The sequence below is a fragment of the Yersinia sp. KBS0713 genome (genome assembly GCF_005937895.2).
Taxonomy (GTDB): Bacteria; Pseudomonadota; Gammaproteobacteria; order Enterobacterales; family Enterobacteriaceae; genus Yersinia; species Yersinia bercovieri.
The window spans coordinates 3423125-3440102 of sequence record NZ_CP042173.1; the positions used below are offsets into that span (position 1 = coordinate 3423125).

Here is a 16978-nt window from a genome sequence, read left to right on the forward strand (position 1 = left end):
GTTTAGCTAATCTATTGATACGATAACGGCGGGCCTGAGGGGTCTGCCGTTTTTTTATGCCGCGCTATTCCCAGCTAAGCAGCAGTTGCCGTTCGAGTTGTGGGTCGAGTAGAGTGACATGTAACCCCACCAAGCGCACTCCCCGCCCTGCACGCCGCTCGTTCCAGGCGGTTCGCGCCACTTGTAGCAAATCGGCTTTATTCAGTTGTGGCCAGACATGTTCCTGCGTCGTTTGCTGAAAATCATGAAATTTTAGCTTAACCCCTTGCCGAGCAATATGTAGGTCTGGCCTCACCTTGCGTAAGCGCGTTTCCAACTCAATATATAGCTGCTCAATCAATGACTCACAGCTCTCCCAATCATGAATATCTTCTGCCAAAGTTCTTTCGACACCCACTGATTTACGTAAGCGATCCGGTGATACATCTCGCTCATCAATACCGTGGCTGCGCTCCCACAGCACATGACCAAACTTACCAAAACGCTTTAATAATTCAGCTTGCGGATAGTTTTGTACATCACTACAGGTGACCAACCCCACTTCTTGTAAACGTTTAGCGGTCACTTTCCCGACACCAGGAATTTTGCTCAGCGGCAGATCATGCAAGAAGGGCAAGATCTGATCTGGCGTGATCACATATTGCCCATTGGGCTTATTTAAGTCAGATGCGATCTTAGCCAGAAACTTTATGGGGGCAATGCCAGCCGAGGCGGTTAGATTCAGTTCATCAGCAATCGACTGGCGAATTTCTTGTGCAATTAAGGTGGCGGAACCGCTGCACGCAAGGCAATCAGACACATCCAGATAGGCTTCATCCAAGGATAGCGGTTCAATTAATGGGGTATAGCGGGCAAAAATCTCACGAATATGCAGTGACGCTTCTTTATATGCCGCCATTCGGCCAGGAATAACTTTAAGCTGCGGGCACAGTTTCAGTGCCATTGCCGTTGGCATAGCACTGCGGACGCCATAACGCCTGGCCGGGTAATTGGCAGTGCTGATAACGCCACGCCGATCCCGACTACCACCAATCGCGATGGGGATATCGCGCAGACCAGGATCGTCGCGCATTTCCACTGCCGCGAAGAAGCAATCCATATCCACATGAATAATTTTTCGCATGTTATCTCCCCAAACAAACCACTGTATAAGAATACAGTTAAATGGGAAAAACTCAAGATTATCCTAATCCACAGCACCTCCCTAATCCTTCAGTTGAAAAGCGGTAGTAATTGTCCTAATCAAAATGCTAACCAATTTCTCATATAACAGAATTGAATTCTGTTATTAAGGTTTTTAAGTGTTTTGTTATTTATTTTTATAAAAAAACCATTAAATTCGACAAGGTCGAAAAATGTTAGTTATATGATTAACATTCATCTCAGAAAGATTCATTATTAACTAATGGATGGAAACTAAATATCATGCGAAATTATATAATGGCTACTTTACTATTATCCTCTGGTTTTGCAGTAAATGCTCAATCCCTTACATCATCTGCATTACCCCCGACACCACAAATAATTGCTCATCGTGGGGGAACGGCGGATGCGCCGGAAAATACGCTGCCAGCAATCAAAAAAGCGTTAGATAATGGTGCAGATGCAATTTGGATCACTCTGCAACTGTCAAAAGATAATATTCCCGTATTGTATCGCCCCTCTGACCTTAAAGAGTTAACCAACAAGTCGGGAAAAGTATCTGCATATACCGCACAGCAACTTGCACAAGTTGACGCCAATGTTGCTTATGATAAAAAACATAATATTACGCCTAAACCAGACGTTCACATTGGTATTCCCACACTTGATGAGGTATTAAAGCAGTTTCCTACTACGACATTTTATCTCGACATCAAATCTCCAGATGCAAATCCGGCAACCTTCGCCAAAGCATTGCAAAAAACACTTGAAGCGACGACTAAAGGTGAGGAAAACCGCCTATCTCGCACCCGAGTCTACTCCACCGATGACACTTATTTAGCCGCGCTGGATGCCGTGAATAAGGCAAGTGATCCATCACATCAGGTAAAACGTTTCGAAAGCCGCGACCTTACGCGGACTCAGTTAGCCAATATCACCATGGATCATAAGTGCAATTTACCCACAGATAATAAAGAGCGGTGGTATGGATTAGAATTACACCGAAATGTTGAGGTCGTGGAGAAATATACCCTAGGTGAAGGGCGTTCTAACGCTGTATTAAGCTGGGATAAAGAAGCGGTTGATTGTTTCCGGAAAAATACTAACGCACATATTATATTCTTCGGTATTAATACGCCTGAAGATTATATGAAAGCAAAAGAATTAGGCGCGGACGGTGTTATGGTCGATTCGCCAGCTATGTTTAAAAAAATTGTCAGTGATGACAAGTAATTAGATATCCATTTAACTTAATTTAAATGATAAAACCCCAGCCAACAGATAGCTGGCTGGGGCTTTGTCGTCTCTACTTATTTATCGTATCGGCTCTATTTTTATCTATCTGAGCACAGGCTATAAAATACGATATTGATCCAGCGCCTTCTGGCGAGCAGCCTCTTTCGCCAAACGTTTCTTACGCGCATCACAAGGTTCAGGGCAATCACATACTTTTTCCATCCCCAACGCCCCAATGCCGCCGCAACTGCCCTGTAAAGTTTTACGTTTTACGATATAGCCTAGCGACATCCCAGCGATAACCAATAGGAAAAAGACAAAGGACGCGATAAAAACAGTCAACATATCCCCTCCGATTAAGGCCGTTTTTGTCGATAAGGCTGGAATGCATCGGAATAGCGCTCCTCAAAGCCCTCATCGGTTTTGACTATCATAAGCACCGGAATACCCAGTAAATTAGCTAATGCCATTCCCCGTTCTGGCCCAAGGACATCTAAGCCAGTCGATAGCCCATCAGCGGTCATACAGCTCGGGTCTAAAACGGTAATCGAGACTAACCGATGATTGATTGGTCGGCCGGTATCGGGATCAATAGTATGAGAATAGCGTACACCATTCTGCTCAAAATAATTTCGATAATCCCCGGAAGTGGCAATTGCCATACGCCCAGGTTCGATAATCTCTTGAGCACTTTGTGCCAGACCAGACACAGGTTTTTCAATAGCAATGCGCCATGGTTTGCTTTCACCATTGTTACCACGGGTCCGCACTTCGCCACCGATATCAACCATATAATTGGTGATATTATTAGCTTCCAGATATTCAGCAACTACATCGACCCCATAGCCTTTAGCAATAGAGGAGAGATCGACATACAACTCAGGGATCCGTTTGACTAAAGCGCCATTTTCTACAGCCAGTTTATCAATGCCGACCCATGCCCGTCGTTTAGCAATTTCAGCTTCGGTAGGCACCACATCAGGCCGCCCTTCTGGGCCGAAGCCCCATAAGTTCACCAATGGCCCGACAGTCACATCCAACGCGCCATCCGTCAGGCGGTTAATTCGGATAGCCTCCCGTACAACTTTCGCCGTCGCATCTGAAACCGGGAAAGGTGTATTCACCTCTCGACTTTTGTTGAAACGACTCAATTCAGAGTTAGGTCGATAAGTCGACATCTGATCATTAACGGCTTCCAGCTCGCGGTCAATCTCCTGCTGGAGCTTCTCTGGGCTGGGTGTAGATGAGTCACTCACATACTTAATTGAGTATGAGGTTCCCATGGTTTTACCTTCGAGATTAATTTGCTCAGGGCCACATCCCGTAAGCAGAAAAACCCCTGCAACCGCCATTAGCCAATGTATTAACTGTTTTTGCACAATATCCTCAATAGCTGTATCCCCTTCGTACTTGAAGCTGGATGGTGAAAAATTAGCCACCAAAATCATCAAGCATAATATTATCGTCTTCCACGCCGAGATCTTTCAGCATCTTGATGACTGCTGCATTCATCATTGGCGGACCACACATATAGAATTCGCAATCTTCTGGTGCGGGATGGTTTTTAAGATAATTTTCCAATAAAACGTTATGAATGAACCCGGTATATCCCGTCCAGTTATCCTCTGGTTGTGGGTCCGAGAGCGCTACATGCCAACGGAAATTATCATTCTCGGCCTGTAACTGGTCAAAATCCTCTTCATAGAACATTTCACGCCGTGAACGGGCACCATACCAAAAGCTGATTTTGCGCTTCGAATGCAGCCGCTTGAGCTGATCAAAGATATGCGAGCGCATCGGTGCCATACCCGCACCACCGCCAATAAAGACCATCTCTGCGTCAGTATCTTTAGCGAAAAACTCACCAAATGGCCCAGAAATAACCACTTTATCACCGGGTTTCAGTGACCAGATATACGAGGACATTATCCCCGGCGGGGCATCAGGTTGTGAAGGGGGGGGCGCAGCAATACGCACGTTAAGCATGATAATACCGCGCTCTTCCGGATAGTTCGCCATGGAGTAAGCACGTACGGTCTGCTCAGTGGCAACGGACTCATATCGGAACAAATTGAATTTATCCCAGTCGCCGCGATACTCCTCTGGCACATCAAAATCAGCGTATTTGACGGTATGTGGCTCAGCCTCTATTTGAATAAAACCACCCGCGCGGAACGGGACTACCTCACCATCAGGTATTTTCAGCTTTAGCTCTTTGATAAATGTGGCTTTGTTATCATTGGAGATAACTTCGCACTCCCATTTTTTCACACCAAAGATCTCTTCCGGCAATTCAATTTTCAGATTCTGCTTCACGCTAACCTGACATGCCAACCGACACCCCTCTTTAGCTTCGCGCTTTGAGATATGAGAAAGCTCTGTTGGCAGAATATCCCCGCCGCCCTCTTTAATCTTTACACGGCACTGCCCACAAGAACCACCACCGCCGCAAGCTGAAGAGACGAAAATACCGTGGCTGGACAGCATATTGAGCAGCTTATCTCCCGCCGGGCCAACAAAACTTTTTTCCGCATCGTCATTGATATCGACGGTAATATCGCCGGTATTAACCAATTTTGATTTGGCAAATAAAATCATTACCGTCAACGCCAGCACGATGAGGGTAAACATCACTACGCCCAGAATTATTTCCATGAATTATTCCTGCTTTTATAGGCTCACACCGGCGAAAGACATAAACCCCAATGCCATCAATCCAGTCGTGATAAAGGTGATCCCTAACCCCTGTAAACCCGCAGGCACATTGGCATATTTCATTTTTTCTCGAATACCCGCTAACGCGACAATCGCCAACATCCAACCGAGACCGGATCCAAAACCATAGACAATCGATTCAGGGAAGTTGTAATCACGTTGCGCCATAAAGGAGACGCCACCGAAGATGGCACAGTTGACAGTAATTAGGGGCAAGAAGATCCCCAGCGCGTTGTACAAAGCTGGGAAATAACGATCGAGGATCATCTCCAGCACCTGCACAATGGCGGCGATAACACCAATAAAAGTGATGAAATTCAGGAAGCTGAGATCAACACCCTCTACCAATGCGCCATCCCGCAACACCAAGTTATAAACCAGATTGTTCGCCGGTACTGAGATACCCAAAACCACCGTGACCGCAATACCAAGGCCAAAAGCAGTGGATACTTTCTTGGAAACGGCCAGGAAAGTACACATCCCCAAGAAGAATGCTAAAGCCATATTTTCCACAAACACTGCGCGGACAAACAGACTGATGTAATGTTCCATCGTCAATTACTCCTTCTCAATCTGCGCAGGTTTCAGGGTCCGCAGACCCCAAATCAGCAAACCAATGATAAAGAATGCGCTAGGAGCTAGTAGGAACAATCCATTTGGCTGATACCACCCACCGTTCTGAACAGTTTCAAGCACCGTCACACCAAATAGTTTGCCGGAGCCAATCAGTTCGCGGACAAAGCCCACCAGCACTAACACCACGCCATAACCCAAACCGTTACCGATGCCATCCATAAAGCTTTCAATCGGTGGGGATTTCATCGCGTAGGCCTCAGCACGCCCCATCACAATGCAGTTGGTGATTATCAGGCCGACAAATACCGACAGCTGTTTGGATATCTCATAGGCATAGGCGCGTAGGATCTGATCCACCACAATAACCAACGAGGCAATAATTACCATCTGAACAATGATACGCACACTGTTTGGAATGTGATTGCGAATCAATGAGATGAAGAAACTGGAGAAGGCTGTCACCAAGGTCACCGCCAGTGTCATCACTAAGGCAGTTTCCAACTTGGTTGTCACCGCCAGCGCTGAACAAACCCCAAGGATCTGTAACGCAATGGGGTTGTTATCAAATAGCGGCCCGAATAAGACCCGCTTAATCTCTTTGGTATCAGCCATTTTTTAACGCTCCTTCGCGCACTTTTTTCAGGAACGGGCCAAAGCCGTTTTCACCGAGCCAAAAATCGAAGCTGTTTTGTACCCCGTTAGAGGTCAGCGTCGCCCCTGATAAACCATCTATCGCATGGGGATCATTAGCTGGCGCACGCCCTTTAACGATACGGATAGCGGGTTGCCCCTGATCGTCAAATAGCCGCTTGCCAATCCACTGGTTACGCCAGTTTTGGTTTTCAATCTCACCGCCCAGCCCCGGTGTCTCACCATGATCGTAATAGGTAATACCGCGAACTGTTTTGCCGTCACTATCAATGGCCACAAAAGCATACATCATTGACCAGAGACCAGAACCATAGACCGGCAGGACAATCTTATTGATCTGCCCGTTTTCACCGCGCACCAAATAGATTTCAACCACGTTAGCTCGACGACGGATACCGGCGATATCTTGTGCCGCAGTCAGTGCAACACTCATTTGGTTATCTCGCAGCGCCTGAGTACGGTCAAATGTAGCGGGATCTTGTTTGATAAATTCGCCGCTTTGTAAATCCAGCAGACGCGGTTCAATGCGTTTAGCAAACTCACGCTGCACTTCTTCCGCCGGCATTCTCGGTTGCAGTAAACCGGTCACCGCCAGAATATTGCGCTGCTTATCCAGCAAGCGCTGCTCTTGCTGCTTAGCTTTCAAACCAACAGCCGCCCCCGCAACAATCACGGAACAGACCAAACACAGCACGATGACCACCAGCAACGTTTTGCCGATACTGTCATTATTTCTTGGTTTATCACTCGCCACGGGCTCTCCTCCGCTTGATATTGGCCTGAACAACCACATAGTCGAACAGTGGCGCAAACAGGTTGGCAAACAGGATAGCCAGCATCATTCCCTCCGGATAAGCCGGATTGATCACGCGGATTAAGACACACATGGCACCAATCAAACCGCCATACCACCACTTACCGGTATTGGTAAAGGAGGCCGAGACCGGATCGGTCGCCATAAAGACCATGCCGAAAGCAAAGCCACCAAGGACCAGATGCCAATACCATGGCATAGCAAATAGCGGGTTGGTGGTAGAGCCTATCCAGTTAAATAAGCACGCGGTCGCAATCATGCCAATCATCACACCAGCCACAATCTGCCAGGAGGCCACGCGGGCAAACAGAATAATGGCCCCGCCAATTAGAATCATCAGCGTAGAGACTTCACCAATAGAGCCGGGAATATTACCGAGGAAGGCATCCATCCAAGTGATAGGTTGCTGGGTCACTGTGTTGAGCAAGCTGTGGCTGCCGTTAACACTCCATTGTGACAATGGGGTGGCACCGGAAAAACCATCCGCAGCCGTCCACACCAGGTCACCAGATATCTGTGCAGGATAAGCAAAGAACAGGAAAGCACGCCCAGCCAAAGCGGGGTTGAGGAAGTTGCGCCCCGTGCCACCGAAGATCTCTTTGCCGATAACCACGCCGAAGGAGATCCCCAGCGCCGCCTGCCAAAGTGGCAGTGTCGGGGGCACAATCAGGGAGAATAAGATTGAGGTAACGAAGAAGCCTTCGTTGATCTCATGTTTGCGAACAATGGAAAAAACCACTTCCCAGAAACCGCCCACCAAAAACACTACCGCATAAATTGGCAGGAAATAGGCGGCACCCAGCGCCATTTTACTTATCCAGCCAGCATCGGGAGCAAAGGAGACCCCGAGCATCTGTGCCAGTTGGTAATGCCAGTCACTGGCAATAATCTGTTGTAGCTCCGCGCCACTGTAGAGTTGGTTCAGCGCCGGGATCGCCTGAGCGCCGACGTTGTACATCCCCCAGAACATGGTCGGGAAGACCGCCAGCCAGACCAGAATCATCATCCGTTTCAGATCGATGGCATCTCGCACATGAGAAGCACCCGGTGTGACTTTGCCCTGAGTATAGAAAATGGTGGCAGCAGCTTCATACAGCGGATAGTACTTTTCTAATTTGCCACCCGCTTCAAAGTGGTGCTCTATCTTCTCGAGAAAACTTTTCAGGCCCATAGGTTATCCTTCCTGCTCAATCTTGGTCAGTATGTCGCGCAGTACCGGACCGTATTCGTACTTCCCGGGGCAGACAAATGTGCATAAGGCCAGATCTTCTTCATCCAGTTCCAGACAACCTAGCGCCTGTGCGCTATCGGTATCACCAGATAGCAGGTCACGCAGCAGATGGGTCGCCAAAATATCCAGTGGCATTACCCGCTCATAGTTACCAATTGGCACCATGGCGCGCTCTCCGCCCTGCATATTGGTGGAGAAGGCAAACAATTTGTGTTTGAAGAAATGGCCCAGTGTCGTGCGAGTAATAGAGTATTTATCGCGACCTGGCATCACCCAACCGAATAGCTCTTTTTCTCGCCCTTCGCGGATAACCGACACTTGCTGATGGAAACGCCCGAGATAGCCATGGGTGGCGGAGAAAGCAGTACCACTGAGGACTGAGCCAGAAATAATGCGGTTGTCATCCTCTTTCAGCCTATCGGCTGTCAATTCAGATAAACTGGCCCCCAAACAGGTGCGCAGTAAAACAGGTTGATTCACTTGCGGGCCAGCTAATGCGACGATGCGGTCACTGCACAACTCTCCACGGGTAAACAGTTTACCGATAGCAATGACATCCTGATAACCCACATGCCAAACTGTTTTGCGCGCGCTGACGGGTTCAAGGAAGTGAATGTGTGTGCCAACCAGACCTGCGGGATGCGGGCCGGAGAACTCATTATAAGTGACCTGGGCGTTCGGATGAGTGGTAATCACCGGCCCCGGCGCATGACAAACATGCACTTTACCTTCAGTTAAGCGCGTAAGCACGGTTAAGCCATGCTTAAAAGCGTCAGGTTCAGTGGCGATAATCACCTGCGGATCGGCCGCTAGCGGCTGGGTATCCATCGCACTGACGAAGATAGCCCGTGGGCGACTGCCAGGCACGGGTGTTTTGCTGAAAGGACGAGTTCGCAATGCTGTCCATAAACCAGAAGCCAGCAAAGAGTTTTGTACTTGTTCATTACTCAATTGATTGAGGGAGGCCTCAGCGTAAGGCTCGAAAGGAATTTGCTCATCCCCTTCAACTTCAATCACCACAGATTGCAGTACACGACGCTCACCCCGGTTGATGGCGCTGACCTTGCCGCTGGCCGGTGCGGTATACATCACACCCGGATTTTTTTTGTCTTCAAACAGAACCTGACCTTTCTTAACCCAATCGCCTTCTTGCACCAACATTGAGGGGCGCATGCCCACATACTCCTCACCGAGCAGCGCGACATGACGAATAGCAGGGCCATCTTCTATCACCTGCAAAGGTGCACCAGCGATGGGGAGGTCGAGTCCTTTCTTTATTTTAATCATAAGGTTGGACAACTTTATTAGTGATATCAAATGCTGTACTTGAACCCAGAGTGTACAGCCACAAAAAGGGAAGATACTTTCACGACTCATTTAAACGGCGGCTTAATGCCGAGTCAATTGGACAAACATGAATGCTTACTGAAAGAATCTCTGAAAATAAGCGCTATATCCTCTCACGTGAATGTCACTGATGAAATAGCCATTCGGCGAGCGGAATTAGCAGTGGTCGATTTTAGCATTTACAACTGGCACTGTCTGACAAATGCAGTGACCTGAGTCAAGCAAACACAAATAATTTCCAGTTAAATTCTCAATACACTCGGTAAAATCGTTTCATCAACTCAACTTTACCGAATTGGTACTTATTTTATACAAAACATATATTGCTAAAAAAGCTCCGACTGATAATCTGCGCCTATAAATCAAAAGATGCAGTGGCATAATTTACATAATATAAGTAGGAATAATAAATGAGCAAAATCGCGCCGTTGTTTGCGACGATAATGTTTGCGGTAATAATTTGTTTGCCTGCGGTATCCTTCACCAGCTCAGCCAGTGAGCCGGTGGCAGTGTCCAAAGAGCTAAAACAGCAATTACTCGGGTCATCGGTCTATATTCAGATCTTCAAAGAAGAACGTACTCTGGAATTATATGCCCGATTACAAGGCGAGTATCGGCTGGTACAAAGCTATCGTATCTGTGAATTCTCAGGGGGGCTTGGCCCGAAACGCCGTGAGGGTGATTTCAAAAGTCCGGAAGGGTTTTACAGTATTGATATGCGCCATTTAAAACCCGACAGTAAATTTTATCGGGCAATCAATATTGGCTTCCCAAATGATTATGACAAGTCACAGGGCTATTCAGGGAAATATCTGATGATCCATGGCGCTTGCAAATCAATCGGCTGTTATGCAATGACCGATGCCTATATGGACGAGATATTTAACTACGTGCAAACAGCATTTATCTTTGGTCAGGAAAAGGTCGATATCAGTATTTACCCGTTCCGCATGACTGAGCAAAACATGCAGCGCCATCGTAACTCTTCGGATTACAATTTCTGGCGTCAATTACAGCCGGGATATGCCTACTTTGCCAAGAACCGGATGCCGCCTGCGGTTTCCGTGATCAACGGGCAGTATGTACTGAGCCGCCCACCGATCTCCAGCGCTCCTGCATCGCAGTACGCCCTGACCAAATCAAATTTGCTCACCAAAACAGAACAATGAAAACTCACCTGGTGCAATTTTGTGCCAGGTTTCATTGACGGTCAGTGGTTGAGTGGCGATCACCGTGACCACATCGTTAGGTGTGGTCTGCTGCTGAAAATCGATCTCCACATCTTGATCCAGCAACGTTGCTTTACCGAAAGGCGCACGGCGGGTTATCCAGTATAAATTCGTCGAACAGAACGCCATCACAAAACGCCCATCCGAGAGCAACATATTAAACACCCCTTTGGCGCGTAATTGCTCACATAACGTGGCGATATAGCGGAATACCGCAGGCCAATTGCTGGGGGTGCGAGGGTAGCGTTTCGCCAATTGATTCAGCAACCAGCAGAAAGCGTATTCGCTATCAGTCTGGCCAATGGGCCGAAAAGTGCCAGTATCTAACTGACGATACCCTTTGAGCTGACCATTGTGGGCGTAAGTCCAGTTCCGCCCCCACATTTCGCGGGTAAATGGGTGGGTATTTTCTAACGCCACTTCACCACGATTTGCCTGACGAATATGCGAAACCACTGCGCAGGATTTGATCGGATAATCTTGTACCAGGCGGGCAATCGGTGAATTAAAGCTAGGTTTGGGATCTTTAAACGTGCGGCAGCCATTACCTTCATAGAAGGTGATGCCCCAACCATCTTTATGTGGGCCAGTCCCTCCGCCCCGTTGCACCAGGCCGGTAAAGCTAAAGCAAATATCCGTGGGAACATTTGCGCTCATCCCGAGCAATTCGCACATAACCAACCTCCCGCGTATACCCTTCATTCTTGGTGTTGCAGCGGTGTTAGCTGCGCTTTGGACTCACCCAACCGCGATATCTTTGATAAATATTTGAGGTGAACAATGCCATTAGCCTCGCCGTTGATCACCTCGACATATCAGGCTGTTACCATCTCTTTTTCAATTAACTGAATCAAGATATGAATCGCTTTGATATGAATTTCCTGAATACGATCGGCATAACCGAAATGGGGAACACGAATTTCAATATCCGCAGTACCGGCCATTTTACCGCCATCTTTGCCTGTCAGGGTGATGACCTTCATGCCTTTGGCTCGAGCAGCCTCAATCGCTTTAATGATATTACCTGAATTACCTGACGTGGAAATGCCCAGCAAAACATCCCCTTCGCGGCCTACGGCTTCAACATAGCGAGAAAAAACATAGTCATAGCCAAAATCATTGCTGACGCAAGAGAGATGGCTGACATCTGAAATTGCAATCGCCGGATAACCAGGGCGATTTTCGCGATAGCGACCGGTCAACTCTTCGGCAAAATGCATGGCATCACAATGGGAGCCACCATTACCGCATGACAACACTTTGCCACCCGCCTTAAAAGAGTCAGCCAATAGGACGGCTGCGCGCTGAATGGCATCAATATTCGCATCATCTTTCAGAAAATTTGCCAGCGTATCTGCTGCTTCGTTCAATTCACTGCGGATTAAATCGTGGTACATGGGAGCCTCTTTATAGTCCTATGGCATCAATATCTTCCTGCATCAGTGTACCGGATTGCATAAACAGCGAGAAGCACTGTAATGAATTAGGCGTAAGAGTTTTCGCAAGGATTGCGAACAATTTGTGAGGTAAGTTGTAAATAACATGTAATGGTATTGATAAAAATAATGAGATGAACTAAAACAAATGTATCACTCAACAGGTCAGACCTCCTACATCTCAGGAGCTTTATCATGATGGTTCTTAGCGTTGTTGCCTTGCTGGTTCTTATTGGTGTGCTGTTCTATCACCGGGTGAACCTCTATCTCAGTAGTTTGATTCTGGTGGTTTACACTGCCGCAATGGGTGCGTCGCAGTTATGGTCATACTGGGCATTATTGCCACTGGTGATTGTTTTACTGCCCCTGCTACTCACGCCACTGCGCCAGTCGCTGTTTTCTGCCCCTGCGTTGCGCATGTTTCGTAAAGTCATGCCAGCCATGTCACGTACCGAAAAAGAGGCGATAGATGCCGGTACGACTTGGTGGGAAGGCGATCTGTTCCAAGGTCAGCCCGACTGGAAAAAACTGCATAACTACCCAAAACCGCAGTTAACCGCAGAAGAGCAAGCTTTTATCGATGGGCCAGTTGAAGAGGCCTGTCGTCTGGCGAACGATTTCCAGATTACCCATGAACTGGCTGACTTGCCGCCAGAACTGTGGGCCTATCTGAAAGAGAATCGCTTCTTTGCGATGATCATTAAGAAAGAGTATGGCGGGCTTGAGTTCTCAGCCTATGCTCAGGCCCGTGTGCTGCAAAAGCTCTCTGGCGTATCAGGCATCCTGGCTATCACCGTAGGGGTGCCTAACTCTCTCGGCCCCGGAGAATTACTGCAACATTATGGTACTGAAGAGCAAAAAAACCACTATCTGCCCGGTTTGGCCCGAGGCGACGAGATCCCTTGTTTCGCCCTGACCAGTCCGGAAGCCGGTTCTGATGCCGGAGCCATCCCTGATACTGGCACCGTCTGCATGGGTGAATGGCAAGGTAAACAGGTGCTGGGTATGCGCCTGACCTGGAACAAACGCTATATCACCCTCGCGCCTATCGCCACGGTGCTCGGTTTGGCATTTAAATTATCTGACCCGGAACATCTGTTGGGCGAAACCGTTGATTTGGGGATTACCTGTGCTCTGATCCCAACCAATACCCCCGGGGTAGAGATTGGTCACCGTCACTTCCCGCTGAACGTGCCGTTCCAAAATGGCCCGACGCGCGGTAACGATATCTTTGTGCCGATTGATTACATTATCGGCGGGCCAAAAATGGCCGGGCAAGGCTGGCGGATGCTGGTGGAGTGTCTGTCGGTCGGGCGCGGCATTACTCTACCGTCCAACGCCACCGGCAGCTTGAAAAGTGTGGCCATGGGCATTGGTGCTTACGCCTATATTCGCCGCCAGTTCAAAATTTCCATCGGTAAAATGGAGGGAATTGAAGAGCCATTGGCGCGTATTGCGGGTAACGCCTATGTGATGGACGCCGCAGCGACACTGGTCACCAGCGGCATCATGCTGGGTGAGAAACCGGCGGTGTTATCAGCCATTGTTAAGTATCACTGTACCCACCGTGGTCAACGCGCCGTGATGGATGCGATGGATATCGCCGGCGGTAAAGGCATCTGTCTGGGGCCGACCAACTTTATCGCGCGCAGTTATCAGGGTGCCCCTATCGGTATCACCGTTGAGGGGGCGAATATCCTGACTCGCAGCATGATTATCTTCGGTCAGGGGGCGATTCGTTGCCATCCATTTGTGCTTGATGAGATGGCGGCGGCGCAATCCAACGATGTCGCCGCTTTCGATAAAGCTCTGTTTGGCCATTTGGGTCATGTCGGCAGTGCTAAGGTGCGCAGTTTCTGGCTCGGCCTGACCAATGGCCGTACCAGCGCCGCCCCGGTGAAAGACAGCACTCGTCGCTATTACCAACAAATGAACCGCCTGAGCGCCAACCTGGCACTGCTGTCTGATGTCTCGATGGGCGTGTTGGGTGGCAGCCTGAAACGTCGCGAGCGTATTTCTGCCCGTTTGGGGGATATTCTCAGCCAACTCTATCTGGCATCGGCCACACTGAAACGCTATGAAGATGAAGGCCGCCAGAAAGAGGATTTGCCGCTGGTGCATTGGGGGGTTCAGGATGCGCTGAATCAAGCGGAGCAAGCGCTGGACGATTTGCTGCGCAACTTCCCAAATGGGGTGATTGCTGGGTTAATGCGGTTGGTGGTCTTCCCATTGGGCCGCGTGCATCAGGCGCCATCCGACAAACTGGATCACCAGATTGCGCAATTGCTGCAAGTGCCATCAGCCACCCGTAGCCGTATTGGTCGTGGTCAATACCTGACGCCGAGCGAGTTTAATCCGGTCGGTCTGCTGGAAGCCGCATTGCAGGATGTGATTGCCGCAGAGCCTATTCATAAGCGCCTGAGTAAAGATGCGGGCAGGAGCCTGCCATTTACTCGCCTGGATGTGCTGGCGAAACAGGCACTGGCGGAAGGGAAAATCAGTGCTGAGGAGGCGGCTATTCTGACCAAGGCGGAAGATAGCCGTCTGCGCTCAATTAATGTCGACGAATTTGAAGCCGATGAGTTGGCGGCCAAACCCGCGGTAAAGCAGCTAGCGAAACCACGGCACACTGAAGCGGCGTAATAGATTTACCTTAATTGATCTCTGTGTCTACTCAAGCCCCCAACTTATCACTGGGGGCTTTTTTGATCGCCCTCTCCTTGCTACGGCGCTCATCAAGTAAACCACGGACGATCAACCCAAACTGCTCAGGTTTACCGGTAAACAGCACATTATCGGGCTGAATCTGTAACAGTTGGCGGCGCAAGCTATGACGCCACTGGCTATCAGTAATCAGCCGCACGGCAACCGCGATATAGTCGGCCACATGATGAGTGATCAGTGCTTCAGCCAATCCCAAACGGCGGAATAGCCCCTCATCTATATGCTCATGAACTTCAGCCCCACTTAAACAAACGCCCGGTAGCCCCTGCCGCACAGTATCGACGATGCCATTGGTATTGCCGAAGGGGAATGGGTTGATAAATAGGTCGCACTGATTAATCACCTGCAAATAGTCCAGATACGCCAAATGCTCATAAACTCTGGCTTGCGGGAGGATGTGATTAACGGCCTGCTCCATCACGCGATGGCTGATACCCCAACAGAAACCCACCAGAAAATGAAACACCACCGGTATTGAGGCTCGCTGGGCTATCTCTGCACAAGTGGCTAAAAAGCGAGGGTTAATTTTCATAGCGGAGGCACAAACAGCAATATGTACCGCTGGACGCTCTGTGAAATGCTGAATAGGTTCAGGTTGACTGATATTGGCCGGCGGCACATAGGGCAGACAATCTTTGGGCAGCGGGACCACTTTTTCGGAGAAACAGGCCACATCACCCAAATAATCCTCCTCCACTAGGACCGCATCAATATAGTCAGAATGGGTCGTCGCAGGGTGGCCCAACGCCATCACCTGTAAGGGGGCTAGCCGTAAATTGGTCAACGCGACAGTGAGCGGGAACATCCCGACACTGGGGAAGTAGATAACATCCGGCTGCAACTGTTTTGCTAATGCAGCAATCGCCTCCACTGCCCCTACCCGGCTAACCTCGGTGAAATCATCAAAAACCTGCTGGGTGATAGCATCCGTGGCCTCAACGATGGTGACACCATGGGTAGAGAACTGCGTGCGGGCAGCACGTAAGGTGCTGGAGTGGGTACGATAGATAGAATGACCACTGTTAAACCATTCTAAAATAACCAGCATCAATGGTTTGTCCCGTGAGGGTGGCGTTAAATCACTATCCGATAGACCATGGTGAAGCAGCGCGTGACGTAAATGAAAATTGATGCTGCGTTTTATGCGGTGTTTTTCTGCCCTATCCGCATAGCTGCAATGCATATAAACATCGTGCAGAATACGTTCAGGTAAGTGTTCAAGACTCTCCAGCGTTAAGAGTTTTTCAGGTAACCAACCCAGTAAAAACTCACGTTTTGCGTGCCCTTGCGCACTGGGTAAAATCCGGGGGGATAATAGCGCCAGAAACAACGCCGCCGCAGCCTGCGGATTGAATTGCCACAATATATCCGGCTGAAGAGGCACACCCGACTCAGGCAGATACATCAGACAAAATTTCAGAAAATTATTCTGCTCGAACCGCAGAGGATGCGCACACCCCTCCCCCGCCTGATTAAGATTGGTAATGACATGATCCGCGTGACCAAACGGCGAGGCAGCAAAAATCAATGCAATCCAGCGGTGAAAATTAATGAGCTGCAAGAAGCCCTTTTCTGATAGCACAAATCCGGGATCAGAAAATAGCGTTCCAATGGCTGCCGCCAAACGACTACAATAATGCTCCTGCTGCGCTAACGACTGTTTATTCAGGGAAAAAACATCCCAACGGCCATAGTGGCTATCTAATTGTTCCAGCATTAGAATCAGTCGTCGCCCCGCATCTTCATAGCGTCGGGTACAAACTAAAAACTCAAAATAGGACAATGAGAATAACGTTGGCTCATCAACCGCAACTGTTTTCTCCACCATTGACAACTCTCCCTGGCAATTTGATCTTTCCGCCCATATGAAACTAAT

Annotated in this window: 15 protein-coding genes; 3 read left to right on the top strand and 12 right to left on the bottom strand. The window is 48.8% G+C overall.

From position 1 onward, the window contains the following. Positions 1-64 precede the first annotated feature (64 nt). Positions 65-1123 (bottom strand): DNA polymerase IV, encoded by a 1059-nt coding sequence (gene dinB, locus FFE93_RS16430; RefSeq protein WP_005274935.1) that lies wholly within the window; start codon positions 1121-1123, stop codon positions 65-67. A gap of 302 nt (positions 1124-1425) precedes the next feature. On the opposite strand from dinB, the gene FFE93_RS16435 reads away from it, so the two are divergent. Continuing rightward, complete coding sequence (locus FFE93_RS16435; protein ID WP_138775604.1) at positions 1426-2376, top strand: glycerophosphodiester phosphodiesterase family protein; 951 nt, start codon at positions 1426-1428, stop codon at positions 2374-2376. A gap of 120 nt (positions 2377-2496) precedes the next feature. On the opposite strand, the gene nqrM is transcribed toward FFE93_RS16435, so the two are convergent. From nqrM to FFE93_RS16475, 8 genes are all read right to left on the bottom strand, one after another. Then, positions 2497-2724 (bottom strand): (Na+)-NQR maturation NqrM, encoded by a 228-nt coding sequence (gene nqrM, locus FFE93_RS16440; protein WP_005274941.1) that lies wholly within the window; start codon positions 2722-2724, stop codon positions 2497-2499. A gap of 11 nt (positions 2725-2735) precedes the next feature. Beyond that, positions 2736-3731: an FAD:protein FMN transferase gene (locus FFE93_RS16445; protein WP_172676382.1), complete on the bottom strand. Its 996-nt coding sequence runs from the start codon at positions 3729-3731 to the stop codon at positions 2736-2738. 79 nt (positions 3732-3810) lie between these two features. Further along, positions 3811-5034 carry an NADH:ubiquinone reductase (Na(+)-transporting) subunit F gene (gene nqrF / locus FFE93_RS16450; RefSeq protein ID WP_005274945.1) on the bottom strand — a complete coding sequence of 408 codons (1224 nt, stop codon included), beginning with the start codon at positions 5032-5034 and terminating at the stop codon, positions 3811-3813. 15 nt (positions 5035-5049) lie between these two features. Next, positions 5050-5646, bottom strand: a complete 597-nt coding sequence (nqrE, locus tag FFE93_RS16455; RefSeq protein ID WP_005274947.1) for an NADH:ubiquinone reductase (Na(+)-transporting) subunit E — start codon at positions 5644-5646, stop codon at positions 5050-5052. Positions 5647-5652: 6 nt separating this feature from the next. Further along, positions 5653-6282 carry an NADH:ubiquinone reductase (Na(+)-transporting) subunit D gene (locus tag FFE93_RS16460; RefSeq protein ID WP_032898036.1) on the bottom strand — a complete coding sequence of 210 codons (630 nt, stop codon included), beginning with the start codon at positions 6280-6282 and terminating at the stop codon, positions 5653-5655. Then, positions 6275-7075: a Na(+)-translocating NADH-quinone reductase subunit C gene (locus tag FFE93_RS16465; RefSeq protein ID WP_032898037.1), complete on the bottom strand. Its 801-nt coding sequence runs from the start codon at positions 7073-7075 to the stop codon at positions 6275-6277. Before FFE93_RS16465 ends, FFE93_RS16460 begins: the two co-directional genes overlap by 8 nt. After that, the gene (locus FFE93_RS16470; RefSeq protein ID WP_005274955.1) at positions 7065-8306 is read right to left on the bottom strand and encodes an NADH:ubiquinone reductase (Na(+)-transporting) subunit B; all 1242 of its coding nucleotides are present in this window, start codon (positions 8304-8306) and stop codon (positions 7065-7067) included. The genes FFE93_RS16465 and FFE93_RS16470 overlap by 11 nt, the downstream gene beginning before the upstream one ends. Before the next feature lie 3 nt (positions 8307-8309). After that, the gene (locus tag FFE93_RS16475; protein ID WP_057648710.1) at positions 8310-9653 is read right to left on the bottom strand and encodes a Na(+)-translocating NADH-quinone reductase subunit A; all 1344 of its coding nucleotides are present in this window, start codon (positions 9651-9653) and stop codon (positions 8310-8312) included. A gap of 470 nt (positions 9654-10123) precedes the next feature. On the opposite strand from FFE93_RS16475, the gene dpaA reads away from it, so the two are divergent. After that, positions 10124-10882 (top strand): peptidoglycan meso-diaminopimelic acid protein amidase, encoded by a 759-nt coding sequence (dpaA, locus tag FFE93_RS16480; protein ID WP_032898038.1) that lies wholly within the window; start codon positions 10124-10126, stop codon positions 10880-10882. On the opposite strand, the gene FFE93_RS16485 is transcribed toward dpaA, so the two are convergent. Together FFE93_RS16485 and lpcA are read right to left on the bottom strand one after the other, a co-directional pair. Continuing rightward, positions 10853-11617, bottom strand: a complete 765-nt coding sequence (locus FFE93_RS16485) for a class II glutamine amidotransferase (RefSeq protein WP_005274961.1) — start codon at positions 11615-11617, stop codon at positions 10853-10855. The two genes, dpaA and FFE93_RS16485, sit on opposite strands and share 30 nt — an antisense overlap. A 140-nt stretch (positions 11618-11757) precedes the next feature. Then, complete coding sequence (gene lpcA, locus FFE93_RS16490; RefSeq protein WP_005274963.1) at positions 11758-12339, bottom strand: D-sedoheptulose 7-phosphate isomerase; 582 nt, start codon at positions 12337-12339, stop codon at positions 11758-11760. 234 nt (positions 12340-12573) lie between these two features. Here lpcA and fadE point away from each other — a divergent pair, with 234 nt between their 5' ends. Beyond that, on the top strand, positions 12574-15021 hold the full coding sequence (gene fadE, locus FFE93_RS16495) for an acyl-CoA dehydrogenase FadE (protein WP_057648722.1): 2448 nt from the start codon (positions 12574-12576) through the stop codon (positions 15019-15021). A gap of 31 nt (positions 15022-15052) precedes the next feature. On the opposite strand, the gene FFE93_RS16500 is transcribed toward fadE, so the two are convergent. Continuing rightward, positions 15053-16930 carry a hypothetical protein gene (locus FFE93_RS16500; protein ID WP_057648724.1) on the bottom strand — a complete coding sequence of 626 codons (1878 nt, stop codon included), beginning with the start codon at positions 16928-16930 and terminating at the stop codon, positions 15053-15055. Positions 16931-16978: the final 48 nt, after the last annotated feature.